Origin of the sequence: Shewanella sp. cp20 (assembly GCF_000832025.1) — a bacterium.
Classification (GTDB): Bacteria; Pseudomonadota; Gammaproteobacteria; order Enterobacterales; family Shewanellaceae; genus Shewanella.
In genome coordinates, this window is the sequence record NZ_JPII01000017.1 from 325,045 (window position 1) to 351,237 (window position 26,193).

Sequence of the window (26,193 nt, forward strand, 5' to 3'; positions counted from 1 at the left end):
CTTGACTTAAATGGCTGTTAGCCATTTATAATGGCTCGTATGAGGCTCCTCATGCGGGCCGTTTTTATTTAGGGAAGTTAATAATGCAAAATGCGCCAGAATCAGTACTGAATGCACTTGTGCCTATGGTTGTTGAACAAACTGCCAAAGGGGAACGTTCATATGATATTTATTCTCGTCTGCTCAAAGAGAGGGTGATCTTTCTCGTCGGTCAGGTTGAAGAACATATGGCTAACCTGATCGTTGCTCAGCTACTGTTCCTCGAGTCTGAGAGCCCAGATAAAGATATCTATCTTTATATTAATTCTCCTGGTGGCTCGGTTACGGCGGGGATGGCGATTTATGATACCATGCAGTTTATCAAGCCTAACGTTAGCACTGTGTGTATCGGCCAGGCCGCCAGTATGGGCGCCTTCCTGCTTGCCGGCGGTGCCAAGGGTAAGCGTCACTGTCTGCCTAACTCACGTGTCATGATCCACCAACCATTAGGTGGCTTCCAAGGTCAGGCTTCTGACATCGCGATTCATGCACAAGAGATTTTGGGCATCAAGAATAAGCTAAACCAGATGCTTGCCGACCATACTGGCCAGCCGCTGGAAGTGATCGAGCGCGATACGGATCGTGACAATTTCATGAGTGCCACCGAGGCGGAAGCCTACGGTTTGGTTGACTCTGTGCTCGATAAACGAGGCTGATATTTGTTGCTTGCTGAGCTATGATCAGTAAAAGGCGTAAGAGAAGAATTGTGCAGTGAGTGAAACTGCAAAAGAGGTAAACTAATGGGCGACAACAAAAGTAACGGTGATAGCGGGAAACTGCTGTACTGCTCTTTTTGTGGAAAGAGTCAGCATGAGGTTCGTAAGCTCATCGCCGGCCCTTCTGTGTATGTATGTGACGAGTGTGTAGAGCTTTGCAACGATATTATCCGTGAAGAGATCCGTGAGATATCGCCAAAGCAAGATCAAGATAGATTACCTACGCCACATGAGCTCAGAGCGCATCTTGATGACTATGTCATAGGTCAAGAGAAGGCTAAGAAAGTCTTATCTGTTGCTGTATATAACCACTATAAGCGTTTAAAGAATGCTACGCCGAAAGATGGTGTCGAGCTGGGCAAGAGTAACATCCTGCTTATCGGCCCAACGGGTAGTGGTAAGACGCTGCTTGCCGAGACCTTAGCTCGGTTCTTGAATGTGCCTTTTACCATGGCTGATGCGACCACGCTGACCGAAGCCGGTTATGTGGGTGAGGATGTCGAGAACATCATTCAGAAGCTGCTACAGAAATGCGACTATGATGTCGAGAAGGCGCAGCGCGGTATCGTCTATATCGATGAGATCGATAAGATTAGCCGTAAGTCAGATAACCCATCGATCACCCGCGACGTGTCCGGTGAAGGCGTGCAGCAGGCACTGCTTAAGCTGATCGAAGGCACAGTGGCTGCCGTACCGCCCCAAGGCGGACGTAAGCATCCTCAGCAGGAGTTCTTGCAGGTCGATACCTCTAAGATCCTCTTCATCTGTGGCGGCGCTTTTGCGGGCCTTGAGAAGGTGATTGAGCAGCGCTCTCATGTAGGCACCGGCATTGGTTTCGGCGCCGAGGTGAAAGGCGAGGCCGATAAGGCGACCATCTCTGATGTGTTGTTGCAGGTAGAGCCGGAAGATCTGGTGAAATACGGCCTGATCCCTGAGTTCATCGGTCGTCTGCCTGTACTGGCTACGCTGGCTGAGCTGGATGAAGCCGCCCTGATTCAGATCCTGTCTGAGCCTAAGAACGCCCTGACTAAGCAGTTTGCGGCGCTATTCGAGATGGAAGGGGTCGAGTTGGAGTTCAGAGAAGATGCGCTCAAGGCGATTGCCCTGAAGGCAATGGAGCGTAAAACCGGTGCTCGTGGTCTGCGTTCAATCGTCGAAGGCATACTGCTGGATATCATGTACGACCTGCCATCGACAGAAAACGTAGCCAAGGTGGTTATCGATGAGTCTGTGGTTAAGGGCGAGTCGGCTCCTATCCTCATCTACGAAGCCAACGAAACGCAAGCGGCTGTGGCTGAACAATAATTCGGCTAACACCAAGCGAAACAAACATAAAGGAGTCCAGTGGGCTCCTTTTTTTATTTTTGCCATTGAAACCCACTGAAACACCCCAATATACTCATTAATATTGTTACCAAACGGAATCGAGCTATGACCTTAGAGCGTGAAGCGCGAATCGAACTCCCGGTACTGCCATTGAGAGACGTGGTGGTTTACCCCCATATGGTTATTCCCCTGTTTGTCGGTCGGGAAAAATCTATTCGCTGCCTGGAAGCGGCGATGGAGCAAGATAAGCAGATTATATTAGTGGCCCAGCGCGATGCTGAATTAGATGAACCGACCAGCGATGATATCTTCGAGGTCGGTACCGTCGCCTCTATCTTGCAACTGCTCAAACTGCCTGACGGCACGGTGAAGGTGCTGGTCGAAGGTGGCCAACGGGCCCGAATCGACAAGTACACTCAAGAGACCGAATTTTTTGTGGCGACCGCCCAATACCTCGAATCGGAAAACTTGCCGATAAGGAAGAGGAGGTGCTGGTACGTTCGGCCATCGGCCAGTTCGAAGGTTATATCAAGCTAAACAAGAAGATCCCGCCAGAGGTGTTGACCTCACTGTCGGGCATCGATGAGGCCGCGCGCCTAGCCGATACCATGGCGGCTCATATGCCGTTGAAGCTGGAAGACAAGCAGGCGGTACTCGAGATGGTAAACGTCTCCGAGCGTCTGGAATACCTGATGGCCATGATGGAGTCGGAAATCGATCTGCTGCAGGTGGAGAAGCGTATCCGCTCCCGCGTCAAGAAGCAGATGGAGAAGAGCCAGCGTGAGTATTATCTCAACGAGCAGATGAAGGCGATTCAGAAGGAGCTTGGGGATATCGACGAGTCTCACGACGAGTTCGAGACCCTGGCCCGCAAGATTGAAGAAGCCGGCATGCCGAGTGAGGCCAAAGAGAAGGCTACCGCCGAGCTCAACAAGTTGAAGATGATGTCGCCTATGTCGGCCGAGGCCACGGTAGTGCGCAGCTATGTCGACTGGATGATCTCAGTTCCTTGGAAACAGCGCTCTAAGATTAAGCGCGATCTGGCCAAGGCGCAGGACGTGCTGGATACCGACCATTATGGTCTTGAGAAGGTCAAAGAGCGTATTCTCGAGTATCTGGCGGTGCAGAGCCGCGTGAAGCAGCTTAAAGGCCCTATCCTTTGTCTGGTGGGCCCTCCGGGTGTGGGTAAGACCTCGCTGGGACAATCAATTGCCAAGGCAACAGGCCGTAAATACGTGCGTGTCGCGCTCGGCGGCGTGCGAGATGAAGCCGAGATCCGAGGTCATCGCCGTACCTATATCGGCTCAATGCCGGGTAAGGTGATTCAGAAGATGTCTAAGGTTGGGGTTAAGAACCCACTCTTCCTGCTCGATGAGATCGATAAGATGAGCAGCGATATGCGTGGCGACCCGGCATCGGCGCTGCTTGAGGTGTTAGACCCAGAGCAGAATGCGACATTTAGCGATCACTATCTGGAAGTGGATTACGATCTCTCTGATGTGATGTTCGTCGCGACCTCTAACTCGATGAATATTCCTGGGCCACTGCTGGACCGTATGGAAGTTATCCGCCTGTCGGGTTATACCGAGGACGAGAAACTCAACATTGCTAAGCAGCATCTGCTGCCTAAGCAGATCGAGCGCAACGGCCTGAAGGCCAGCGAAGTCAACGTCGATGAGAGCGCCATTATTGGCATCATTCGCTACTACACTCGCGAAGCAGGTGTGCGTGCGCTCGAGCGTGAGCTGTCTAAGATCTGCCGTAAGGTGGTTAAACAGATCCTGCTCGACAAGTCGGTGAAACATGTGGATGTCAATCAGGACAACCTCAAGTCATTCCTCGGCGTTCAGCGCTTCGACTATGGTAAGGCGGAGTCGAACAACCAGATTGGTCAGGTGACAGGTCTTGCCTGGACCGAAGTGGGTGGCGACCTGCTTACTATCGAGGCCACCTCTGTGCCGGGTAAGGGCAAGCTAACCTATACCGGCTCACTGGGTGATGTGATGCAGGAGTCGATTCAGGCCGCCATGACTGTGGTGCGTGCTCGCGCCGAGCAGCTTGGTATTAACCCTGACTTCTATGAGAAGCGCGACATCCATGTTCACGTTCCCGAAGGGGCGACGCCGAAAGATGGTCCTTCTGCCGGTGCGGCCATGTGTACCGCACTGGTCTCTAGCCTGACCGGTAATCCGGTGCGCGCCGATGTGGCCATGACGGGTGAGATCACCCTGCGTGGTGAAGTCCTGCCAATCGGTGGCCTTAAAGAGAAGCTACTGGCGGCCCATCGAGGCGGCACCAAGCTGGTGCTGATTCCTAAGGAGAACGAGCGTGACCTCGAGGAGATCCCGGCCAATGTGGTGGCCGACCTTGAGATCAGGCCGGTACGTTGGGTGGATGAAGTGCTTAAGCTGGCGTTAGAACAACCAATCGAAGGCTTTGAAGTTGTTAAAAATTTGGTCTAACGCAAGAAAATGCCTATTTGCATTAAAAAAAATGCAAAAAGGGGCTTTTTAAAATCTAAACCTGTGGTAGCCTAGGTCTGTGGATAGCATTTTAGCTGCAGCCCTTGGCGCTGCTGGTTTTTAGGCTTATTCCAATTTTATTTCTTAGGTTTTCCTATTTGGCTTGAACTTTAGTTTCAAGCTTGTTATAAAAAGCCTCCGCAGACCGCTCTAGAGAAGGATTTGGTTGCGGCGCAAAAATTAAATTCAAGGGGATGACATGAACAAATCTGAACTAATCGAGAAAATCGCTTCTGGCGCTGATATTTCTAAAGCAGCAGCTGGTCGTGCTCTAGATTCTTTTATTTCTGCTGTGACTGACGGCCTAAAAGATGGCGATAAAATTTCTCTAGTTGGTTTTGGTACTTTCGAAGTGCGTCAACGTGCAGAGCGTACTGGTCGCAACCCACAGACGGGTAAAGAGATCAAGATTGCTGCGGCAAACATTCCAGCATTCAAGGCCGGTAAAGCACTTAAAGACGCTGTTAACTAAGAAACACTTAGTTAAGGTGGCCTTTGTAAACCTTATGAGTAGTTTGATAAGCACTGTTTAGGCAGTGCTTTTTACGAGTAAGGGTTTTGATAATGTATACCCTCATTATCAAGCCGTTGGCCTAACATTACGCACTGTGTAAACTAGGTCTACAAATTACAGAAATGGCGCATCCTCCAATAGGTGATGCGCCTTTTTATTTTTATTGCAACGAGCGAGAAGTCTGATGTTAGAAAAGATTCGCGAAGGCTCACAGGGCGTGATTGCTAAAGGCATTCTCGTTCTTGTTATTCTGTCCTTTGCATTTACTGGCGTGAGTAGCTATTTGGGTTCATCTTCTGAGCCGAGCGCGGCTACGGTTAATGGTGAAGAGATCAGTAAATCTGCACTGGAGCAAGCCTATCAAAGCGAGCGTGCTCGATTAGAGCAGCAACTGGGTGACATGTACAACACATTGGCCAGCAACGAAAGCTACCTGGCGAGCGTCAAGCAGAACGTATTAGAGCGCCTGATCGCCGACAAGTTGGTGGATCAAGCCGCTGCGGACCTGGGCCTTACCGTGTCTGATCAACAGATCAAGGCGGCTATCATGAACGAGCCGGCTTTCCAGGTTGATGGCAAGTTTGATAACGACCGTTACCTTGCGCTTATTCGTCAGCTAGGTTATCAGGCCAACAGCTTCCGCGACATGATGCGTGGTGACATGACACGTCGTCAGTTAGTGGTGACGCTTGTCGGTTCTGAATTTGTGTTGCCTGGTGAAGCCGAGTATCTGGCCAAGATCCAGGGACAAACCCGTGACATTCGTTACCATGTGGTCGATGCCGAGCCGTTACTGGCGGGTGTGAGCGTGAGTGACGAAGAAGCGAATACCTATTATCAGCAAAACCAGTCAATGTTCGTGCGTCCTGAGACCATCGCACTGGATTATATCGAGCTAAGTGCCAATCAGTTGGCCTCGGCAATTCAGGTGAGCGATGAAGATGCTAAGAGCTACTATGACGAGAACAAGGCGCAATATCTGCAGCCTGAGAAACGTCTTGCCGCGCATATCTTGGTGAGCCTAGGTGACGACGAAGACGCAGCTAAGGCTAAGGCAGAAGCGATTCTGGCTAAGTTGAAGGCGGGTGAAGATTTCGACGCATTAGCCAAGACTGACTCTGACGACAGCTTCAGCGGTGAGCAGGGCGGTAAGCTGGATTGGTTTGAGCAGGGCGTGATGGAAGCACCTTTCGATCAGGCGCTATTCGCCCTGGAAAAAGGCCAGAATTCAGACATCGTCAAGACGAGTTTCGGTTATCACATCATCAAGCTACTGGATCTACAGGCGGCATCTACCTCTCCATTTGAGGCGGTGAAAGACAAGATTGTTGCGCAGATCCAGCAAGACAAGGCGGTTAACGAGTTTTATACCCTGCAACAGCGCCTGTCTGACGTGAGCTATGAAGTGCCTGATACGCTAGCCGAGGCGGCTAAAGAAGTGGGCGTTGAGGTGAAGACTAGCCCGGTATTTACCCGCGACAACGCACCTGAGCCGCTTAACTCGGCCGACGTCATCAAGGCGGCGTTCTCTAATACAGTGCTGCTTGACGGTATGAACAGTGATGTGATCGAACTGGGTGACAACCACGTGATCGTGGTACGTGTGAACAAGCATGCCGCGGCGGGTACCATGGAGTTTGCCGAGGTGAAGGCGACAATCATCGAGCGTCTCAAGCAAGATAAAGCCAACGAGCTGGCCCGTGACCAGGCACAAGAGATGATGGCGGCCATTAAGGGCGGCGAAGTTCCAGCGGATATGCTAGCTCGTACCGAGCTGAGCCGTGGCGAGCAAGGTATCGATACCTCTATCGTCAGCAAGGCATTCGAGATGGCGCAGCCTGCTGGTCAGTTCGTGGTCGATACTGCGGCGCTGGCTAATGGTTATGCCGTGGTGATCCTCGATAAGGTGAATCAAGCCGAGAGTGTGGATGAGAGCCTGGTAACGGCACTTAAACAACGTTTGAACTCACAGTACAGTGAAAACGATTACCGCGCGCTTATCGCGGCGCTGAAGGCTCAGGCGGAAGTGGTTTACACACCAGCCGAGTAATTTTTTCTAAAGCGAAATAAGTGACTAAAAGCCAGTCCCAGTGACTGGCTTTTTTGTCTTTAAAGTATTCCTCGAGAGGGGCATAACTGCCTATCCATCTGTCCTTGAACGCAGAATCAATCGTCTCCGCACTAAATCATCCAAGCACTAATTCTCCAAACATTAATTCTCCAAACATTGAAGTCAGCCCAGCGGTTTGTGTCTGAGTAAGCCTTGGGTGCGGGCTTAGCCGGGGCGAGTGCTTAGGGAGTTTGTCTGCTAAATCCCTTAGGCGCGTATGCGAGCAAAGGGGTTTATATCGCGTGGATGGCGAGGTTTTAACGCTTGGCGCTTGTCACGCGAGTCCTAAGCACCGGCGTCCTAATCGCCTGCGTTATTAAGTCTATCGGTTATTGTCTAGATAGTGAGACTATCTACTGCCGCATCATAATGGGTTAGATAGAGGCGCTGTAAAGAGCTGCTATAAAGAGAAGGCTGAGTAGGTAAGCCCCAAGGTGGGAGCTGTAGTGATTTAAGGCGTCAGGTACCGCTGAGGCGCTTAAGCGAGGTGCTTAGATCAGATGCTTAGACCAGTTACTTAAGTGAGATGCTTAAGTGAGGTACTTAGGTTAGGCACTTAGGTTAGACACTTAGGTGAGTTGCTTAGAGCAGCACTGAAAATAAAAAGCCACGGCGTTGGCCGTGGCTTATGAGGTGACGTTGGAGCGATTTAGAACTGCTCGACGTCGAAGTTCACCTCTGGGTTAACATCTGCGTCGTAGTCCACAGACTCGATACCGAAGCCGAATAGTTTGAGGAACTCTTCCTTGTACTCACGATAGTCGGTGAGTTCGCTGAGGTTCTCTGTGGTGATGGTTGGCCATAGGTCACGGCAATGCTGCTGAATATCTTCGCGTAGCTCCCAGTCGTCCAGGCGCAGGCGGTTAGCATCGTCGACAGCCGGCGCGGCACTATCGGCGCGGTAGAGGCGCTCGTGGAACATACGGTTGATCTGCTCCTGACAGCCTTCGTGTAGGCCCTCTTCGCGCATCTTCTTAAATACCATGGCGATGTAGAGTGGCATAACAGGAATGGCCGAGCTGGCCTGAGTGACCACACTCTTAAGCACGGCAACATTGGCGCTACCGCCGGTGGCCGATAGCTTGTCGTTAAGCTCGTGTGCGGCGCGATCTAAGTCCATCTTGGCCTTGCCCAGGGCACCATGCCAGTAGATAGGCCAGGTCAGTTCGGTACCTATGTAGCTATAGGCAACTGTCTTACAGTCTGGGGCCAGAACACCGGCCTCTGCCAGAGCATTGATCCACAGCTCCCAATCCTGACCGCCCATGACGGTAACAGTGTCTTGGATCTCTTGCTCTGTAGCGGGCTCTACGCTGGTTTCGATGATCAGGTCTTTATTGGTATCAACCGCAGTAGATTTGTATGGCTCGCCAATTGGCTTCAGAGATGAGCGCACCAGTTCGCCGCTGTCAGGCAGCTTTCTTACTGGAGAAGCCAGCGAGTAGACGACCATGTCTACCTGACCCAGATCTTGCTTGATCAGCTCAATCGTTTTCTGTTTGGCTTCATGGCTGAAGGCGTCACAGTTAAGGCTCTTAGAGTAGAGACCGTCTTGTTTTGCAAACTTGTCGAAGGCGGCAGAGTTATACCAGCCAGCCGTACCAGGCTTAGTCTCGGTGCCTGGTTTTTCAAAAAAGACGCCGAGGGTTGCCGCGCCGCTGCCAAAGGCTGCCGCGATGCGTGAAGATAGACCATAGCCACTTGAAGAGCCGATCACTAATACTTTCTTAGGGCCGTTGGCGACAGGGCCTTTTGCCTTAGTGATGTTGATTTGCTCTAGTACATTTGCTTCACAGCCAACCGGATGAGTGGTGGTACAAATAAAGCCACGTGTTTTGGGTTTGATTATCATGTTTCTGCTTCTCTTGAAAAAGTGCCATAAGGATAATTAAACCAAGCTGAAATGGCACACCTTTTTTAATAATAAGACGTTAATGTTCCAGTGGTTGGATCAGTTTAACGCTTGTAGGAAAACATGGTCTGTTCCTGGATCAGACGCTGGGTATATTCATGCTCAGGGGCGTTAAACAGCTTCTCCGTGGTGGCCTTTTCCACCATCTTGCCCTGGTGCAGCACCATGATCTTATCGCTGAAATGGCGAATGATATTCATGTTGTGGGACACAAAGATATAGGAGAGTCCCATCTCCTGCTGCAGCTTGAGCAGGAGGTTAAGAATTTGCGAGCGAACCGAGAGGTCAAGCGCGGTTAACGCCTCATCGGCAATGATGATTTTTGGGTTTAACATCAAGGCCCTGGCTACTGCTACACGCTGTTTCATCCCCTCTGAGATCATGTGAGGGTAGAAGTCGGCGTGCTCGGGCAGCAGGCCGACTTTTCTTAGGGTATCGACCACCTGGGCAAAGCGTGCCTGCTTGTCCAGATCGGTATTGAACCTTAAGGGTTCATCCAGCAGCTCACCCACCGTCAGGCGTGGATTGAGTGAGGTGTTGGGGTCTTGAAAAATCATGCGGATCAGGCGGCAACGCTGCTTCAGGTTGCGGCTCTCCAGCGCTTCGCCCTCAAACAAGATCTCGCCATCGGTACGCTGCTCTGCGCCTACCAATATACGGGCCAGGGTACTCTTGCCCGAGCCGGTTTCGCCTACAATCGCCAGGGTTTCGCCGCGATTAAGCTCGAAGGAGATGGGCTCCAGCGCGTGGTTATACTGGCGCTTAAATCCCTTATAGCCGGCAAAAAAGGTTTTACTCAGTCGATTAACTTTTAGTAAGGGGCTCTTCATGGCATGGCTCATTGTGATAAGGGAAATGACAGGCAAAATAGCGATCTTTCTGGTGACACAGGCTAGGTTGATTGACGCAGAGCTTCTGCGCCTGTGGGCAACGGGGGCCGAGTCGGCAACCTATGGGCAGATGCTGCAGCGCCGGCGCCGAGCCTGGCAGGGTCTGCATCATGGTCTTGTGGTGCTCAGGATTGGAATAATCGGGAATGTTATCCAAAAGCGCCTTGGTATAAGGGTGATAGGGATTGGCGATCACTTCACTGGTGACTCCAGATTCCATCACCTGACCGCTGTACATGACGGTTAGGCGGTCGCACCACTGAGAAAGCGTCTCTAATTCATGACTAATCAACAGAATAGATACATTTTGTAGCTGATTGAGCTTACTCAGTAGACGGAAGATCTGCGCCTGGGTGCGGACTTCCATCGAGTTGGTAGGCTCATCGGCGATGAGCAGCCTAGGCTGGTTGGCAACGGCGATGGCGATCATCACCTTCTGGCATTCGCCGTCGGAGAGTTCCCAGGCGTAGCTGGACATGATCTTCTGGGTCTCTTTGATACCCACCTTATGCAGCCACTGCTGGGCCTTCTTGCGCTTATCGCTGCCGCGTTTCCACCAGGGGAGTTCCTTGTTTTCCGGCATCGCCTCGATGATCTGAGTGCCGACGGCAATCGCCGGGTCTAAGCTACTGATGGGATCTTGAAAGATCATCGCCATCTCGCTTCCCATGAGTACACGACGTTCGCTGGGCGACATGTCCATCAGGTTCTGGCCATCCCACATCATTCGGTCCGCCTGAATGGTCCAGTTGTGTCCCGGGATCCCCAGGATGGCCTTGGCCAGCAAGGTTCGGCCTGAGCCGGATTCACCCACAAGGCCGTGGACCTCGCCCGGGTTCAGGGTCAGGCTCACACGCTCCAGGGCTTTCACGCGGCCATGGGGCGTATCCAGTTCTATGGTGAGGTTTCTAATGTCCAGTAATGGCATAGGTGCGTCTCGTTAGGAGCGAATCGGCGAGAGGGCCGAACGCAGTCCGTCTCCCACTAGGTTAATGGCTAGCACGCTACAGAGAATGGCGACGCCGGGAATGGTGACCGTCCAGGGAGCGGTGAGCAGGTTGTCCAATCCCTGAGACACCATGGCACCCCATTCCGGGCTAGGTGCCTGGGCGCCTAGGTTAAGGAAGCCCAGGGCTGCGATATCCAAGATAGCGGCCGAGATCCCTAAGGTTGTCTGAATGATCATTGTGTCCATGACGTTCGGCAGGATCACATACCAGAAGATCTGCAGGCTGTTGGCACCATCGAGTCTGGCGGCGGTGACATACTCTTTCTGTAGCTCTTCATGTACCGCCTGATGAATGGCGCGTACAAACTGCGGGGTGAGGGCGATGCCCACGGCCCAGAAGACGTTGCCAAGACCTGGCCCTGTGACCGCGACCACCAGAATGGCCATCAGCAACGAGGGAATTGATAGCAGCGCGTCGAGCAGGTGGCTCAAGATACTCGACTTGAGTCCCTTCATCATGCCCGAGATAGAACCTATGATGAAACCCAGCAGCAGGGCGGTGATAACAATTGCCAGTGCCATGCCGAAGGTCAGGTGAGCGCCATGGAGCAGGCGACTAAAGATGTCGCGGCCTAAATCGTCGGTGCCAAGGAAGTGCTCGACCGTGCCGGTTGGCTCCCAGGAAGGGGTCAGCAGCAGCGCCAGGGGATCTTGATGCTCTGGGCTGTAGGGGGCGATCAGCGGACCAAACAGTGCCAGTAGCAGCAGACAACAGACGGCCCAAAGTCCGGCAAAGGCGAAGGGGTTGTCGGTAAAGGCGGACCAGATCCGGCTCAGCGGCGAGGGGATATGGTCTTCCTGATAGATTTTAATTTGCGGCATAGAGCTCTTTCCTGCTGAGGGGGTTCATTGCCGTATGGATCACCTCGATAAGAATGCTTAAGAAGATGATGATTAAGGCGACGGCGAGGATCCCACCCTGTATCACAGTATAATCCCGTTGGTAAATCCCTGAGACCAGCCAGGCGCCCACGCCTGGCCAACTAAAGATCACTTCCACCACCATAGCATAACTGGCAAAGGCGCCGAGCATCAGGCCGAGGTTTTTCAGCACGGGAATAAAGGCGTTCGGTAGGGCGTGACGCAGCACTATGATGCTGGTGTGTAAGCCACGAGCTTCGGCGGCCTTAATATAGGTCTGCTCCATGATGGCGATCATCGCCGCACGGGTGATCCGCACCACCACGGTAAAGGGCAGTACTGCCAGGGTTACCGCCGGCAAGATGATATGCAGCAGGGCATCGATAAAGGCCGAGGTAGCGTACTGCGAATCCGACAGCAGGGTGTCGATCAGCAAAAAGCCGGTCACCGGGCGTATGTCGTACAGTAGGTTTATTTGTCCCGAAATTGGCAGCCAGCCCAGCTGCACCCCAAACCAGAGCGACAGCGACAGACCGAGCCAAAATACCGGAATGGAATAGCCGGTTAAGGTGATGGCCATGATGGTGTGCTGGGTGATCTTATGTTTGCTCAGAGAGGCCAGTACCCCAAGAGGCAGCCCCAACACCAGGGCGATCAGCCCGGCGACAATTCCCAGCTCGAAACTGGCGGGCAGCACGGCGGTGAGCTCATCGATCACCGGATTCTGCGAGGTGGCCGAAATCCCCAGGTTGCCCGATAAGCGCTGGTGCAGGTAGGCGAAAAACTGATGCAGCTGTGAGCTATCGAGTTGATAGTCGCTTTCTATTTGTGCCAGCTCCTGGCTGGTCGGCGACTGCAGTCCGGTCAAGGCGAAGGTATGTTCGACGGGAAATTTGCTGGTAACGATAAACATCACCAGGAAGAGAACCAGTGAGGTCGCCAGGAAAAGGTTTAACCTGCGGATCAGATATCTGGCCATCAGTTGCTCTCCTTGTTATCGCCTTCAGGGCGATTTGGGGAAGTCTTGGTAAAGGAGATGCCACCGAAGGGGGTTAGCTTAGCTTCGGTTACCGATTTTTGTTTTACCACCATGCGCGTGGCGTGGGCAAAGGGGAGCAAAGGCACCTGCTCTGCTACATATTGCTCTGCCTCCTGGTAGAGGCGCGCACGTTTCTCTCTGTCTGTGGTGGACTTAGCCGCATTGAGAATATGGTCGAAGGCGGGGTCGCACCAGCGCGAGCGATTGCTATTTGAGCCCACCGAGGCGCAGCTCAAGATTGGGGTAAAGAAGTTGTCGGGATCGCTGTTATCGGCGTTCCATCCGATTAATACCGAATCGTAACCGCGTTGGCTTAGCTTCTGGTTGAAGACGCTCCAGTCGTAGTTAACGATATTGACCTTGACGCCTATGTTGGCCAGATCCGCCTGGATCAGTTCGGCGGTCTTGTGGGCGTTGGGGTTGTAGATACGCGCGACCGGCATGGCCCAGATGTCTATGGTGAGCTTATCTACCCCGGCTTCTTTGAGGAGCTCGCGCGCCTTCTCTGGGTTGTAGTCGATCATCTTCTCGTTGGCCGAGTAGGCCCAGGAGAGTGGCGGCAGCAGGCCAACGGCCTCTTCGGCCGTCTTCTGGTATACGGCCCTGAGGATGTTTTCTTTGTCTATGGCGTGGGCCAATGCACGGCGCACCCTGACATCGTTGAAGGGAATACGCTCGGTATTAAAGGCCCAGAAGGCGACATTAAACCCGGGCAGGGACTCGACCTCGAGCTCCTCTTTCTCAATAACCACGGGCAGTTCACCCGCCTTGGGCAGGGCCGACACGTTACAGTCGCCGGTGATCAGCTTAGCCAGACGTGTGGTGCTCTTCGGTGTGATGTCAAATACCAGCTGGTCGACCTCGGGCGTGAGACGCCAATAATCAGGGTTACGGTAGTAACGGATAAAGTCGTTCTTCACATAATCGATCAACCTAAACGGCCCGGTGCCGATTGCCAGTTTATCCAACAACTCTTCTTGGCCTAAGAGCTGCAGATGGTCGGCATACTCTTTAGAGAGGATCACCGCAAAGCCGGTCGCCAGGTTTGACAGGAAGGAGGCGTCCTTATGCTTGAGATGAAAGGCAACGTGGTAGTCGTCTATCTTCTCTATGTCGTCGATAAGTTCGGCAAAGCCGATGCTCTGGAAGAAGGGATAACCGCTTTTAGAGACAAAGTGATAGGGATTGTCGGTATCTATGATGCGGTTGAAGGAGAAGACCACATCGTCGGCATTAAACTGGCGGCTTGGAGTAAAGCGTTCGGAGCGATGAAATTGCACGCCTTGGCGTAGCTCGAAGGTGTAGACCTTTTCGTCGTCACTCAGATGCCAGGAGGTGGCGAGTGACGGGGTCATCTCACCGGTTCTGGCATCATAATCCACCAGACCGTCGTAAAGCTGCTGTGAGGTTGCATCGACCGTGGTGCCAGAGGTGACCAGTTGGGGATTGAAGGACTCTGGGTTGCCTTCAGAGCAATAGACTAATCCCGAGGGCACTCGCGTCGGTCCACAGGCCGACAACAGTGGCACGATACAACAAAACGCCGAACCTAACGTGAGACGTTTGAGCAGCTCTTTCATCAGCAGATGTAATAGTTATTTGAATGGAGAGGTTTATTTTAACAGTGGGAAGGAGTCAGGGGCAAACATCATCTGCCCCTGATGGTCTCATTTGTCCAGTAAGTTGTATTTTTTTAAGATGCCTCGCAGCTGGTGATAGCTGAGCCCGAGCAGCTCGGCCGTCTTCTTCTGGTTGTATTGCCCTGATTCCAGTGCCTTCTTGAGCAGGGCTATCTCCTGCTGTTCGCAGTGCTCCTTAAAATCTAGAGGGAAGCTGATAGCTAGCTCGTTAGCCTGGCTGGAGGGGGCTGAGACCGCCGATGTCTCCTGTTCAACTGCCGGCTCACTCTGCACCTGGCGGGACTTAGTCTTGACACGGTTGGTTGGCCTGTAGGGCGAGGCAAAGGGATCTATGACTATGCTGTCAATTGGCTCTTCTAGATCCGTATTACGGTAGACGGCGCGCTCGACCACGTTTTTTAACTCACGGATATTGCCCGGCCAGTGATATGCCATCAACTGCTCTACCGCATTGGGACTAAAGCCATCAAATTGCGGCTGTTTCAGCTGACGGGCCATGCCGATAGCAAAGTATTCGGCCAGGGGCATGATATCTTCGGGGCGATGGCGCAGCGGCGGCAGGGTGATCACATCGAATGCCAGGCGGTCGAGTAGGTCGGCCCTAAATTCGCCAGCCTCTGCCAGCGAGGGCAGATCTTCGTTGGCGGCGCACACCAGGCGCACATCTGTTTGCACCGTCTTGCTCCCCCCTACACGTTCAAATTCGCCATATTCGATGACGCGAAGCAGCTTCTCCTGAATCAGCCCCGAGGTGTTGGCCAGCTCATCGAGAAAGAGGGTGCCGCCATCGGCGCGCTCGAAACGTCCCTCATGTTTCTTGTTGGCACCGGTGAAGGCGCCTGCATCGTGGCCAAAGAGTTCGCTCTCCAATAGGTTTTCGCTGAGCGATGAACAATTTAGCTTAATAAAGCTTTGATCCCAGCGCTTGGAGAGATAATGTAGGCGCTCGGCGATCAATTCTTTACCGGTTCCGCGCTCGCCAATAATTAAGACTGGCTTAGAGAGGGGGGCAATTTTTGAAACGTGCTCAAGGACTTCCAGCAGAGCGTTCGACTGACCTATGAGGTTGTCTTGTTGAAATTGATTGGCCACTTTATTTTTTAGTCTTTCACGCTAATTATTGGTGAAAATTATAATATGTGCCCTGTGAATTAAAATAAAGAAAAAGTTATAAATATGTTTAACTGATTGTTTTTAGTAGGTATAGTTAAGTTGGCACACTTAATGTATTAATCTAGGCGAAACCAACATAAATTTGAGGACACTATTATGGGAATTTTCTCTCGCTTTGCAGATATTATTAACTCGAATATCAGCGCATTACTCGATAAAGCAGAAGATCCAGAAAAAATGGTTCGCCTGATCATCCAAGAGATGGAAGATACGTTAGTGGAAGTTCGTTCGACCTCGGCCAAGGTACTGGCGGAGAAGAAAGAGATCATTCGTCGTATCGCTAAGGTGCAGGAGCAGGTTCAGGATTGGCAGGACAAGGCGGAACTGGCACTGTCGAAAGACCGTGAAGATCTGGCTAAAGCCGCACTGCTTGAAAAGCAAAAGGCCAGTGAGCTGGCAGTTACCCTAGAGCAGGAGTTAGTGGTTGTCGAAGAGCAGATCGCTCGCCTGAAAGAGGAAGTGAACCTGCTGCAAGAGAAATTGGCCGACGCCAAGGCTCGTCAGAAGACTATCATTATGCGTAAGCAGACTGCGTCTTCTCGCCTGGAAGTGAAGCGTCAGCTGGATTCGAGCAAAATTGACAATGCCATGAGCCGTTTCGAGCAGTATGAGCGTCGTGTCGAAGGACTGGAGTCACAGGTGGAAGCCTATGATCTGGGTAACCAGAAGACACTGAATGACGAATTCGCCGCGCTGGAAGCTGAAGATGCCGTTAGTGCAGAGCTAGAAGCCCTGAAGGCTAAGGTAAAAGCAGCAAAAGCCAAGAAACAGACTAAATAACAACAATTCTGAGGTGAGTTATGGATTTGGATTTACTAATAGCCCCAATTATTATCTTTATGGTAGTGGTGGCGCCCATCTGGCTGGTTCTGCACTATCGTAGCAAACGCCAAGTGAGCCAGGGACTCACTGAAGAAGAGTATGCTCAGCTCAATGAGCTAATCGGCAAAGCTGATAAAATGGCCCAACGCATAGAGACATTGGAAGCGATTTTAGATAGCGAGGCCCCGCAGTGGAGGAATCGAGATGAGCGAATCTAAGGGACGACCCTTATATCGAATCCCCGAGTCAGGCAAGATAGCTGGAGTATGCGCAGGGATCGCGGATTACTTTAACTTCGAGACCTGGTTGGTCAGAGTGGTCGCCGCATCAATATTTTTGCTTGGGGGATCGGGCGTTATTCTTATCATCTATGTACTACTCTGGATGATTCTGGATATCAAACCCGGCAGCGCAAAGAACAAGCAACAACACAAGGAGATCGAGGTTAAGAAAAAGGTATGGCAGGCAGGAGAGCCAGCTAAGGCAGCCTTAAGAGACGTTAACAACCAGTTCCGTGATTTAGAATTCAGGTTGCAAAATCTCGAACGGCACGTCACCTCGGACAGTTTCGATCTTAAACAACAGATCAATAATCTTTAAATCCTTTCAATGGGCGGTGCATACCGCCCTTAGCCGTATTAAGATGAGAAGCCTTTAGCCTTTAGCCTTTAGCCTTTAGCCTTTAGCCTTTAGCCTTTAGCCTTTAGCCAAAAAGCTCTTAGCAATAGTAAAATCAAATGATGAATTCATTTAACCGCTCACTTCGTCAACTCGGCCATCACTCCAAGTCACTGGTTAAACGCACCACTGACAACCATGTACGCCTGGCGGTGACAGGTCTATCGGGCGCGGGGAAGACCGCCTTCATTACCGGACTGGTCAATCAACTGCTACATGCGGGGGTCGGTCAGCGTCACAATGCGCTGTCACTATTACAGGTCTCCCGCGAGGGGCGTCTACACGGGGTGAAGCGCGCCCTACAACCGGATCTGACCATAGCGAGTTTCGATTATGAGGGCGCCATGGCCGCCTTATGCGGCGAGACTCCGGCCTGGCCCCAATCCACCCGTACCATCAGCGAGCTACGCCTAGCCATTCGATATCAGCCTGCCGCAGGGCTCAGGGCGAAATTTACCGACAGCGCGACCCTTTACTTAGACATTGTCGATTACCCCGGAGAGTGGCTGTTGGACCTGCCTATGCTCAAGCTGAGTTTTAAGGCCTGGTGCCAGGTGCAGGCGCGCCGCGATGCCGTGTTGTCCCAGAGCGCTCATTATCAGGCCTTCGTGTCGGCATGCAGAGCGCTAGACCTGACACAGAATGCCGATGAACTCAAATTAAAGCAGATCGCCAGCCTCTATCAGGCCTTGCTGGTGGATTTAGTCGAGCAGCAAGGCTTCTATCATGCGCAGCCCGGCCGCATGTTGCTGCCGGGAGAGCTCGCCAATACGCCCATTCTGGCGTTTTTTCCTTTACTGCATCTCAGTGAGGCCGAGTTAGATGCGGCCGAAGAGAGTCCGAAGCACTCCTATTATCAGGTGTTGAAGCAGCGTTATCACAGCTATGTTAGCCAGGTGGTGAAACCCTTCTATCGAGACTACTTTGCGAAGTTCGACCGCCAGTTGGTGTTGGTCGATTGCCTGACGCCGCTCAATCGTGGTAAGGCACAGTTTGATGATATGACAGGGGCGATCGACGCCATCATGGAGAGTTTTCATTTTGGCCAGTCCAACCTGCTGAGACGACTATTCGCGCCTCGAATCGACAGGCTGCTGTTTGCCGCCAGTAAGGTAGACCACATCACGCGGGATCAGCAGGGCAATGTGTTATCGCTGCTGTCTCATCTGGTGAAGCGCAGCCAGCAGCATGCCCAGTTTGAGGGATGCGACGTCGAGGTGATGGCCATCAGCGCTATCAAGGCGACTCAGCACGGCATGGTGCAGCGTCAGGGTAAATCGATAGAGGTGGTAAAGGGGATAGAGCTTGCCTCTAATCAAGAGGTGACTATGTTCGCCGGCGAAGTCCCCACTCACTTACCCAGTGGTGATTTCTGGCAGCGACAGGGGTTTGAATTTGTCGATTTTGCCCCGCCGCGTCTGGCGGAGTCTGGCCATCAGGCACAGTTTGAGCATATTCGTCTGGATCACCTGTTGCAGTTCTTGCTCGGTGATAAGCTGAGTTAATGCCGGCGGTAGTTAAGACATCGTATTAGAGAGCGCCATTGCGATTCCTGTGTATACAAGAGTGGTTAGCAAGATAGCGTGATAGAACAAGTATGAAAAAAGCCGATATGCAGATTGAAAAGAAACAAGTATTCGAGCCAGAGCAGGCCTTAAGCGTCACTCAGCTTAAGGCGGCCGAACGCTTCGATGACCAGGTGGTGTTTGAAGACGATGAGGCAAGTGAGGTCGACGAGGCGGCGATTCAAGCACTCGTCCCCGAGCTTGACGGCATTAATGGTGCGTCGCCATCTCGAATGGGCTCGCGTTCCTGGTCCTGGCTGGCCAAGGCATCATTGCTCGGCATAGGAAGCATATTGCTGGTGGAGCTAGTGCTGACTTTAAAAGAGGCATGGGGGCAAAGCCCCTGGTTATTTGGGCTCTATGGCGGCGTCACGGCCATCGTCAGTCTGTGGGCGATAACCATATGCGTTAAAGAGTGGCGTCAATTAAGGCGGCTGCGTGCGGTAGAAGAGGCCCAAGCGGTAAGTGAGCGCTTATCTCAGAGTATGCAGAGAGGCGAGGCGGACAGCTTCATCGATAAGCTGATCTCGAACCTGCCTGAAGATATCGATACCAAGGGCTATTATCGCCTGGTGCACGAGGAGCATAACGACGCCGAGCGCTTGATCTTGTTCGAGAGCAGCGTCCTGCCCCAGGTCGACGGCAAGGCGAAGAAATTGGTGCATAGATATGCCAGTGAGTCGGCGCTCTTGCTAGCGGCCAGCCCAATCGCCGTGCTCGATATGGCGATCATCTTGTGGCGCAATCAGAAGATGATCGCCCAGCTGGCGAGATGCTATGGCATAGAGCTGGGCTACTGGAGCCGCATCAAACTTATCCGGTCGGTGATCACTAACATCATCTATGCCGGTACCAGTGAGCTAGTCACAGATATCGGGACTCAGCTGTTTTCGCTGGAGATGTCGGGCAAGCTCTCCGCCAGGTTGGCACAGGGGCTAGGCGGCGGACTGCTTACCGCACGTTTAGGCTATCAGACCATGCGGCTTTGTCGTCCCGTGGTGTTTACGCCAGAATCTCAACCTAAGCTGAGCAAGATACACACAGCTTTGCTTGGCGAGCTGAAAGACTTCTCTCTCAGCGTCCTAGGTAAAACGCCTGTTCGTAACAAAGATTTTACATCCAAGTAGGGGATAATTTTTCGCGACAGGTTTACTCTATGCCCTGAAACTGGGCAAGTTAGTGCATCGCTGCCACGCAAAGACAATAAAAATATGCCAACAATAATAGGCAGCGAGTATGACGGAGAAAGTGTATGCAAGATAAATGGAAACTTGCCACTCAGGTGATCCATGCCGGGCATGAGGCCAATCAGCATGGCGCCTTGGTATCCCCTTTGGTGCAAAGTGCCACCTTTACCTTTGAGAATGTCGAGCAGGGCGGTGATTGCTTTGCCGGCGAACAACAAGGTTATATCTACACTCGCCTCGGTAATCCCACCACGGCAGAGCTCGAACGCAAGATGGCTGTGCTGGAAGGCAGCGAGGCGGCTGCCGCGACCGCATCTGGCATGGCGGCGGTGTCGGCGGCCCTGTTGACCAACCTGAGTCAAGGTGATCACCTGGTTGCATCCAAGGCTGTCTATGGCTGTACCTTTGCCTTGATGACAGAGCAGTTTAAACGCTTCGGTATCGAGGTTACCCTAGTGGATTTTTGCGAGGTGGCCAACATAGAGCAGGCCATTCGCCCCAACACTAAGGCGTTGTTTTGCGAGACGCCCGTTAACCCCCATCTGGATGTGTATGATCTCGCCGCCATTGCAGCACTGGCCAAGCGCCATCAGCTGGTCAGTATCGTCGACAACACCTTTATGACGCCACTGTTGCAACGCCCGCTGAGCATGGGGATAGACATGGTGATCCACAGCGCGACTAAGTATCTCAACGGTCATGGTGACGTGATCGCCGGAATCGTCTGTGGCAGTGAGGAGATGATCACTAAGGTCAAGCTTGAGGTGCTCAAGGATATCGGCGGGGTGATCTCGCCTCATGATGCCTGGCTGATCTTACGCGGGCTGAAGACGCTAGATGTCAGATTAGCGCGCCACTGCGACAACGCCGAGCGGGTCGCTGAATATTTGCAGCAGCACCCTAAGGTGGCCAGAGTCTATTATCCAGGCCTCAAGGGACATTCGGGCCATGCCCTGCTGGGTAAGCAGATGTTAAGGGCCGGCGGTGTGGTCGCCTTCGAACTCAAAGGCAGCTTCGATGCCGCCAAGGCGTTCGCTAATCGACTCAAGCTCTTTAAAATTGCGGTCAGTCTGGGGGATGCCGAGTCGTTGATCCAGCATCCCGCCTCTATGACGCATTCCCCCTATTCGCCAGAGGCCAGAATGGACGCCGGCATAGGCGATAGTCTGTTGAGGATCTCCCTAGGCCTGGAAGACAGCGATGATATCATTGCCGATTTGGCGCAGGCCTTCGGGGAATAGTCTGAAGCTTTGAGTCGATAACAGTGATGTGAGCCGTTAGCTTCGATCAATAAAAAAGCCTGCGATTGCAGGCTTTTTACTTTTATACCAATCACAGTAAACATGTGATCAGAAATAACGCAGGAAAAACGCTTGAGAACAAAGCAGGATTTTTAGATAAGTAGTTATTCTACAATTAAAAATACTAATACAGTTATCGAGCGTTTTAACAAGCTAGAATGATCAATTGTTTATTACGATTGGTATTAGATGGTCCAGAACAGATGGGCGATCACATAGAGCGCCAACATGCTGATGAAGTTGATGATCACCCCCGCGCGCATCATCTCAGATTGCTTGATAAAGCCCGAGCCGTAAACGATGGCATTCGGCGGCGTGGCGACCGGCAACATGAAGGCGCAGGATGCGGCGATACCTATGAGTACTGAGAGCATCACCGGCGACAAACCAAGGGCTTCGGCGATGGCGGCAAATACGGGAACCAGGAGGGCGGCGCTGGCGGTGTTACTAGCAAATTCGGTCAGCATTACCACGAAGAAGATCACCGCAAAGGTAAACAGCGCCATATGGGTATTGCCAAAGATATCGGTCACCCAGTGTGCCAGGAAGACGCTGGTGCCCGTGGCCTTAAGGATGGCGCTCAGTGTGAGACCGCCGCCGAAGAGGATCAGCACGCCCCAATCTGTGGTTTTCTCTATCTTCTTCCAGTCGACCAGGCCAAGCCCCGCGAGCATCACTACCGAACCCAATGCCACTATGGTGTCGAATTGTTTAATTCCCCCCAGCGAGGTGGAGATAGGCTTGCTAAAGATCCAGCAGCAGACCGTGGTGATGAAGATCAGCAGGGTAAGCTTGCCCTGCATGCTGAGGTGCTCGTTGCTCTTGGGGATATCACAGACCACATTCAGATTGGGCTTAAGGTAGAGATAGAGGGCAATCAACATGCTAGGCAGCATCAGTGCAACGGTTATAAGACCAAATTCAAGCCAGTCGGCGAAGCTCAGGCTCACCTGGGCGGCAGCAATCGCATTTGGCGGGCTACCGACCAGAGTGCCTATGCCGCCAATGTTGGCCGAGTAGGCGATACCTAGCAGCATAAAGAGGTAAGTGCTTCTGTGTTCTTTAAAATCCAGTTGTCTCAGGATCCCAAGTGCAAGTGGTAGCATCATGGCCGCGGTGGCCGTGTTGCTGATCCACATGGAGAGTAGGGCTGTGATCCCAAACAGTAGCATGCAGGCGATGCTGAGCTTACCCTTGGAGGCGGTTAATACCTTCTGAGCGATGCGTCTATCGATTCCTTGATGACTTAGCGCCGCGGCCAGCACGAAGCCACCGAAGAACAGGTAGATGATAGGATTGGCGAAGTTGCTCATGGCCGTCTTAGTTTCAAATACCCCTAACAACACCCCCATGATGGGGATCAGTATGGCCGTGACGCTGATGTGAATCGCCTCGGTCAACCAGAGCACGGCGGCGAAGACCAAGATGGCAATGCCGGTATTTACGCCTGGCTCGAAAGGTAGAAAGTTATATAGCAAGACAAAGAGTAGGATATCGCCAAACAAGATGGGCAAGTTGGTTTGAGGCGCCGACTTAGGTGGTGCGGCGAGCGCCTCTTGTGTGGTGTCGAGGGACATAGGGCTTCCTTAATTATTATTTTGGCGCTCTACACTAGCCTAGCGGTTGCGCGGCGCAACAAAATTTTTTATGTGGCAAAGCTACATATTTCACTTTTGGCGGCGTGATCTGCTTCATCTTGTTTGAGCTATATGAGGTGTTGATCACGCGTTGCTGAAGCTTGGCGATCAATTTTTTTTACGGCGGCTGGGTAAAGGGGTGCTAATTAATAACAGATTGAAATAAATTAATATAATTTATTTTGTGATCCACCTCTCGGCGGGCTCTGCGTGGTTTGTTTGTCTGTCACGTATTGGCGAAATTTTTGAAGCTGTTCTATGTTTTCGAGGTGGCCGAGGAAAAAGGATTGTTGGCCATGCATACCATAAGGATATTTAAGGAGAGCCCCTCAATGAAAAACCTACTTTTAGCCGCGCTCGTCGTGGCGTCATTTTCCCTCTTTCCCGCTCTGGCTGCCGAACAGGTTTCTATACCTGCTGACACGGCCCAGGCGAGCCTGACTCAGGTTAATATCAATACCGCAAGCGCCCAAGAGTTGACTCAACTCAAGGGGATAGGTGAAGCTAAGGCATCTGCCATTGTGGAATACCGAGATGCCCACGGTAATTTCAATAGCATTGAAGAATTAACCCGGGTAAAAGGTATCGGCCCCAAGGTGCTCGAACAGAATAGGGCGATCTTGTCTCTGTAGTGACATTTGTAGTGGCATCCGTAGCGACGCCAAAGGTCGATGGAATTTAGCCCGCACTCGCGGGCTTTTGTTTATAGATTCGGCAGTTGGGCCTATTCTGGCGATTACTCTTGGATATTGACTTGATCGCCGGGCTACCATAGTAGATAATGCACGCCGTCTTAAGGATTTAATTGCTTAAGCATCTATGGTGACCCTAGGGTCCCCCCGCAATGATAACTTGTGAACTCGGCCAGGCCCGGAAGGGAGCAACCGCAGCAGGCGACTCATGTGCCGGGGTGTGGCTCTAGGGGAACCTCCAATCTCAACTATTATCAACGAGTTAACTCAGAAATACCTCAGGTGATACACTTGGTGGTACACTCGATGATAAATAGGTTATCTAAAAACCCTCCCTATCTGTTTCAATCTCGTCATGGCATCTGGTATGCGCGTATTGTCGTGCCTGAGTCTCAGCAAGGCATTTTAGGCAAGCGGGAAATCAGAAAGTCACTCGCTACCAGAGACAGATTGGAAGCTGTTCGCAAATCTTGGCGGGTGTTGAGTCAGCTACAAAATGTCGCCGAAGCTGGTAGCCTTGAAAGCATAGAGTCGATTACCACTTCAGCGCCGAAAGAATTGGCATCAATCGCTTCCCCCAAGCACGACGCTAGCCCTCCAAAGTTACCCAGACTCAATCAGGTTGTTGAAGAGTTTTGCCAAGAGAAGCTTAAACAAGGAGCCTGGTCACCACACACTGAACAAGTTAACCGACTGACATTTAAGGACTTGGTTGTCCTGTTAGGTGATATACGGCTGAATCAATTCACTTTGGCGAAGGCATTGGAATACAAGCGACACTTCTCAACTAAAGCTGGCCTATCAGTATCTACGGTTAACAAGCGATTGACGCGAGTATCGGCTTTACTAAAGTGGGCTAGTCTTCATTATGGTACAGCTAATCCGATGACAGGCTTAAGCATTAAGGTATCGGCTAAGGTCAAGGCTTCCAAAGCTAGGGACGCTTTAAGCGAGAGTAAAATCAAGCAACTATTCAGGGACATACCGCCGACTACTGAGCATAAGATGCCTTATCGTGCATGGTTACCAAGGTTAGCAGCCTATACTGGAGCAAGGATAGGGGAGCTAGCTCAACTCTACTTAGATGACTTTAGTGTCATTGACGGTTACCCCTGCATCCTGATTAGAGCGACACACCCAGACCAGTCAATTAAGACCGTGACCAGTGAGCGCGTCATACCTATTCACCCTAAGCTGATTGCCATGGGGTTCCTTCAGTTTGTTGAAAAGCAACAAGCTAACGGTCGCCAGCGACTATTCCCAGAGCTTAAGAAGCAAGCGACTAGAGGCTACTCGCATCAGGTCTCAAAATGGTTCTACGCCTTTAAGGCCAAACTCGGCTGGAGCGAGCGGGATACTCTGCACGGTATTCGCCATGCGGTTGCCACTCAGCTTAAGCATAAAGAGTTTAGCTCTGACCTAGTGGCAGGGTTACTCGGGCACTCTCATGGCTCGATAACCTTTGACCGATATGGCAAAGAGTACAAGGTAGAGAATGTGTTGAGGTTAGTTAAGGCATTGGATTGGAGTGACGCTTGATTGCCTTTAGAACAGAGTCTGGTGCTCCTTAAATAGCAGGCATCAGATTACACCAATAAAAAACGCACACCCCTTGATGGCCTGAAACCCTTGTGTACCATAGGGTGTAGAGGTTTCAGTGTTGTATGACCCATATTCATATAGACTAAAGCGATATGGTTCAGAACACTACAGGGTGACCTTTTAGTTAAGCCGCATTCTTGAACTTTAGTCCTATGACTATTGAGGGGAGGCTAGCAATGACTTCATTGAATCGTTTGGGGGATATCGTTTTGATTTTCGGTTGGTTGTCGATGTCATACAGTTCAAAGGTATCAGCTGTCTCTTCTGTATCATTGATGTCTAAGGCCTTTGATGCTTCATCGAGGTGATTAAGGTAGTGCCTATTTCTTTCAACTCTTCTTGACTCCATTGACGGTCCAAAACGGTCATAGAAGTAGTCTTCGATGTAGTTAGTATATAGAACGTACCAACGCTTATAGATTTTCCTTAGAACCTCTCCTGTTTCCGGGTTAACAAACCAGCCTATTTGCCTCTCTTTTTTGGTGAAGTTTATCGCGTCATTGTAATCACGAAGAGACCATAGGATAGAGTGAAAATGATGCTCTATAGGGTGCAATTTTGCATAAGCGGATAGGCTCAACATTAAGGCAGTAGATTGGTCAGCATTAATAACCTCTCTGATCATGTCTTGCTCTTTAAGTGTTCGCATGAGACGACCAACTTTATCCCGAGAGACTTTTAAGCTTCTCCCTATCGCTGAATCGTTTAGTTTAAAAGTATTGTCGCGCCTATCGAAACACTCTTTGCTCAAGACTATCTTGCCTAATAGTGCTCTTTGGTTTTTATTGAGTTTCAAGATTAAATCTCCTACCGTGAAGTGAATAAAGCCGTGAGGGCTTAAGTCCTCGTGTTCTTAAGGGGGGGACTAATGGATTGGGGGTAGGCGGGGGCTAATCGATGACTAAGTTGGGGGGGCTCGGAGGGAAGCATTAACAGGGTGACGGACAGCAAAGCTGGT

Annotated in this window: 21 protein-coding genes, 1 other RNA gene and 1 pseudogene; 14 read left to right on the forward strand and 9 right to left on the reverse strand. The window is 51.6% G+C overall.

The window, feature by feature from the left end:
- Window positions 1–83 precede the first annotated feature (83 nt).
- The 5 genes and pseudogenes from clpP to ppiD all read left to right on the forward strand — a co-directional run bounded on the left by clpP (window position 84) and on the right by ppiD (window position 7,167).
- Window positions 84–695, forward strand: a complete 612-nt coding sequence (gene clpP / locus DB48_RS06075) for an ATP-dependent Clp endopeptidase proteolytic subunit ClpP (protein WP_041509383.1) — start codon at window positions 84–86, stop codon at window positions 693–695.
- Window positions 696–779: 84 nt separating this feature from the next.
- Window positions 780–2,060, forward strand: coding sequence for an ATP-dependent protease ATP-binding subunit ClpX (gene clpX, locus DB48_RS06080; RefSeq protein ID WP_041509384.1), 1,281 nt, complete (start codon window positions 780–782; stop codon window positions 2,058–2,060).
- Between the two features lie 126 nt (window positions 2,061–2,186).
- Window positions 2,187–4,543 (forward strand): annotated as a pseudogene (lon, locus tag DB48_RS06085) (endopeptidase La).
- Between the two features lie 259 nt (window positions 4,544–4,802).
- On the forward strand, window positions 4,803–5,075 hold the full coding sequence (locus tag DB48_RS06090) for an HU family DNA-binding protein (RefSeq protein WP_011866302.1): 273 nt from the start codon (window positions 4,803–4,805) through the stop codon (window positions 5,073–5,075).
- A 226-nt stretch (window positions 5,076–5,301) separates the two neighbouring features.
- A complete protein-coding gene (gene ppiD, locus DB48_RS06095) occupies window positions 5,302–7,167 on the forward strand; it encodes a peptidylprolyl isomerase (protein WP_041509385.1) in 1,866 nt (621 codons plus the stop codon).
- 709 nt (window positions 7,168–7,876) lie between these two features.
- On the opposite strand, the gene fabV is transcribed toward ppiD, so the two are convergent.
- From fabV to pspF, 7 genes are all read right to left on the reverse strand, one after another.
- Window positions 7,877–9,079, reverse strand: coding sequence for an enoyl-ACP reductase FabV (fabV, locus tag DB48_RS06100; protein ID WP_041509386.1), 1,203 nt, complete (start codon window positions 9,077–9,079; stop codon window positions 7,877–7,879).
- Window positions 9,080–9,183: 104 nt separating this feature from the next.
- Window positions 9,184–9,969 (reverse strand): peptide ABC transporter ATP-binding protein, encoded by a 786-nt coding sequence (locus DB48_RS06105; RefSeq protein ID WP_011866299.1) that lies wholly within the window; start codon window positions 9,967–9,969, stop codon window positions 9,184–9,186.
- Window positions 9,944–10,957 (reverse strand): peptide ABC transporter ATP-binding protein, encoded by a 1,014-nt coding sequence (locus tag DB48_RS06110; protein ID WP_041509387.1) that lies wholly within the window; start codon window positions 10,955–10,957, stop codon window positions 9,944–9,946. Before DB48_RS06110 ends, DB48_RS06105 begins: the two co-directional genes overlap by 26 nt.
- Before the next feature lie 12 nt (window positions 10,958–10,969).
- Window positions 10,970–11,860, reverse strand: a complete 891-nt coding sequence (locus DB48_RS06115; protein ID WP_041509388.1) for an ABC transporter permease subunit — start codon at window positions 11,858–11,860, stop codon at window positions 10,970–10,972.
- Window positions 11,847–12,878 (reverse strand): ABC transporter permease subunit, encoded by a 1,032-nt coding sequence (locus DB48_RS06120; protein WP_041509389.1) that lies wholly within the window; start codon window positions 12,876–12,878, stop codon window positions 11,847–11,849. Before DB48_RS06120 ends, DB48_RS06115 begins: the two co-directional genes overlap by 14 nt.
- The gene (locus tag DB48_RS06125) at window positions 12,878–14,518 is read right to left on the reverse strand and encodes an ABC transporter substrate-binding protein (protein ID WP_041509390.1); all 1,641 of its coding nucleotides are present in this window, start codon (window positions 14,516–14,518) and stop codon (window positions 12,878–12,880) included. Before DB48_RS06125 ends, DB48_RS06120 begins: the two co-directional genes overlap by 1 nt.
- A gap of 87 nt (window positions 14,519–14,605) precedes the next feature.
- Entirely contained in the window at window positions 14,606–15,670 is a 1,065-nt protein-coding gene (pspF, locus tag DB48_RS06130) for a phage shock protein operon transcriptional activator (RefSeq protein WP_041509391.1), read from the reverse strand.
- Window positions 15,671–15,847: 177 nt separating this feature from the next.
- On the opposite strand from pspF, the gene pspA reads away from it, so the two are divergent.
- The 6 genes from pspA to megL all read left to right on the forward strand — a co-directional run bounded on the left by pspA (window position 15,848) and on the right by megL (window position 21,244).
- Complete coding sequence (gene pspA / locus DB48_RS06135) at window positions 15,848–16,531, forward strand: phage shock protein PspA (RefSeq protein ID WP_041509392.1); 684 nt, start codon at window positions 15,848–15,850, stop codon at window positions 16,529–16,531.
- A gap of 20 nt (window positions 16,532–16,551) precedes the next feature.
- Window positions 16,552–16,791 (forward strand): envelope stress response membrane protein PspB, encoded by a 240-nt coding sequence (gene pspB, locus DB48_RS06140; protein ID WP_041509393.1) that lies wholly within the window; start codon window positions 16,552–16,554, stop codon window positions 16,789–16,791.
- Complete coding sequence (gene pspC, locus DB48_RS06145) at window positions 16,778–17,173, forward strand: envelope stress response membrane protein PspC (RefSeq protein WP_011866291.1); 396 nt, start codon at window positions 16,778–16,780, stop codon at window positions 17,171–17,173. Before pspB ends, pspC begins: the two co-directional genes overlap by 14 nt.
- Window positions 17,174–17,313: 140 nt before the next feature.
- Window positions 17,314–18,756: a YcjX family protein gene (locus DB48_RS06150; protein ID WP_041509561.1), complete on the forward strand. Its 1,443-nt coding sequence runs from the start codon at window positions 17,314–17,316 to the stop codon at window positions 18,754–18,756.
- Window positions 18,757–18,848: 92 nt separating this feature from the next.
- Window positions 18,849–19,943, forward strand: coding sequence for a TIGR01620 family protein (locus tag DB48_RS06155; protein ID WP_041509394.1), 1,095 nt, complete (start codon window positions 18,849–18,851; stop codon window positions 19,941–19,943).
- A 125-nt stretch (window positions 19,944–20,068) separates the two neighbouring features.
- Window positions 20,069–21,244, forward strand: coding sequence for a methionine gamma-lyase (megL, locus tag DB48_RS06160; RefSeq protein WP_041509395.1), 1,176 nt, complete (start codon window positions 20,069–20,071; stop codon window positions 21,242–21,244).
- Window positions 21,245–21,489: 245 nt separating this feature from the next.
- Here the strand turns inward: megL and DB48_RS06165 are convergent, their stop codons facing one another.
- A complete protein-coding gene (locus tag DB48_RS06165; RefSeq protein ID WP_041509396.1) occupies window positions 21,490–22,881 on the reverse strand; it encodes an SLC13 family permease in 1,392 nt (463 codons plus the stop codon).
- Between the two features lie 392 nt (window positions 22,882–23,273).
- On the opposite strand from DB48_RS06165, the gene DB48_RS06170 reads away from it, so the two are divergent.
- The 3 genes from DB48_RS06170 to DB48_RS19640 all read left to right on the forward strand — a co-directional run bounded on the left by DB48_RS06170 (window position 23,274) and on the right by DB48_RS19640 (window position 25,172).
- The gene (locus DB48_RS06170; RefSeq protein ID WP_041509562.1) at window positions 23,274–23,573 is read left to right on the forward strand and encodes a ComEA family DNA-binding protein; all 300 of its coding nucleotides are present in this window, start codon (window positions 23,274–23,276) and stop codon (window positions 23,571–23,573) included.
- A gap of 196 nt (window positions 23,574–23,769) precedes the next feature.
- Window positions 23,770–23,866: signal recognition particle sRNA small type (gene ffs / locus DB48_RS19835), an RNA gene on the forward strand.
- 73 nt (window positions 23,867–23,939) lie between these two features.
- On the forward strand, window positions 23,940–25,172 hold the full coding sequence (locus tag DB48_RS19640) for a site-specific integrase (RefSeq protein WP_082035591.1): 1,233 nt from the start codon (window positions 23,940–23,942) through the stop codon (window positions 25,170–25,172).
- A gap of 187 nt (window positions 25,173–25,359) precedes the next feature.
- Here DB48_RS19640 and DB48_RS06180 read toward each other — a convergent pair whose 3' ends face one another.
- A complete protein-coding gene (locus DB48_RS06180) occupies window positions 25,360–26,031 on the reverse strand; it encodes a hypothetical protein (RefSeq protein ID WP_041509397.1) in 672 nt (223 codons plus the stop codon).
- Between the last annotated feature and the right edge of the window lie 162 nt (window positions 26,032–26,193).